Source organism: Vibrio sp. D173a (genome assembly GCF_030248475.1).
On the sequence record NZ_JAHGAH010001488.1, the window covers coordinates 1 to 848 of the forward strand.

An 848-nucleotide genomic window follows, 5' to 3' on the forward strand; every position below is an offset into this window, starting at 1 on the left:
TCAATCGGTGGTGACTCAGTCGCATCAGATCGAATTTGATTACAGCCAGATGCTGAGTGCAGAGTCGCGTTGGTATCGTGGCGATCTTCATGCCCATACTCAGCTTTCCGATGGACACAACACGCTAAGTGCCGCGAAAGAGATTGTTGAGTCGCAAGGCTTAGATTTTTTCTTTATTACCGAACACAACATATGCCAGCCGAAACTGCCACTTTCAAAGCAGTGCCTGTTTCTGCCCGCATTAGAAGTCACAACCGATCTGGGGCATTTTAATGTTCATGGTCCAAGCCATTCTTTGGATCTAACAGAGGTTGAACATACGAGTCGAGCCACTATGGAGGCAGGGCTAAAGCTTGCTAAAAGTGGACACAGTTCCCTTGGCATTAATCACCCGATGATGAAGCCGTGGCATTGGCACTACGATGAAGTACTGCTGAGCCAAGTCTCGACCTTTGAAGTGTGTTGTGACCCAACTTGGTCAACGTCGCCGAAAGCGACCGAAGATGCCTTAATGGTACTTAATGAGATGTGGAACTGCGGCCAGCGTATTACCGCGATTGGTGGCAGCGATTCACACCTAGAACCTCACGAGCGCAACCCAAAAGCGACCGAACCTTCCATTTACGGCGACCCTTCAACTTTCGTGTATAGCCACGGCTTGAGTGGAGAAGGGATTTTGGCAGGTCTGCGCAATGGACAAGTGTACCTAGAGCGCCGTTGCGGTCTGAAATTCGATATAAATCTCGGCGATCTGCTGCCTGGTGAAGACAGCAAAGGCCAAGCGCTGACCTACCGATTATCTGTTCGCGACATGGAACATGACTATTACGCAGAGTGCGTGGTCGATG

General features: G+C 50.0%; 1 protein-coding gene. It reads left to right on the top strand.

Annotated features, from left to right (window positions below; genetic code table 11):
- Positions 1–848: CehA/McbA family metallohydrolase (locus KIV40_RS34250; RefSeq protein ID WP_285353902.1), on the top strand; the 848-nt coding region annotated here is incomplete at both ends.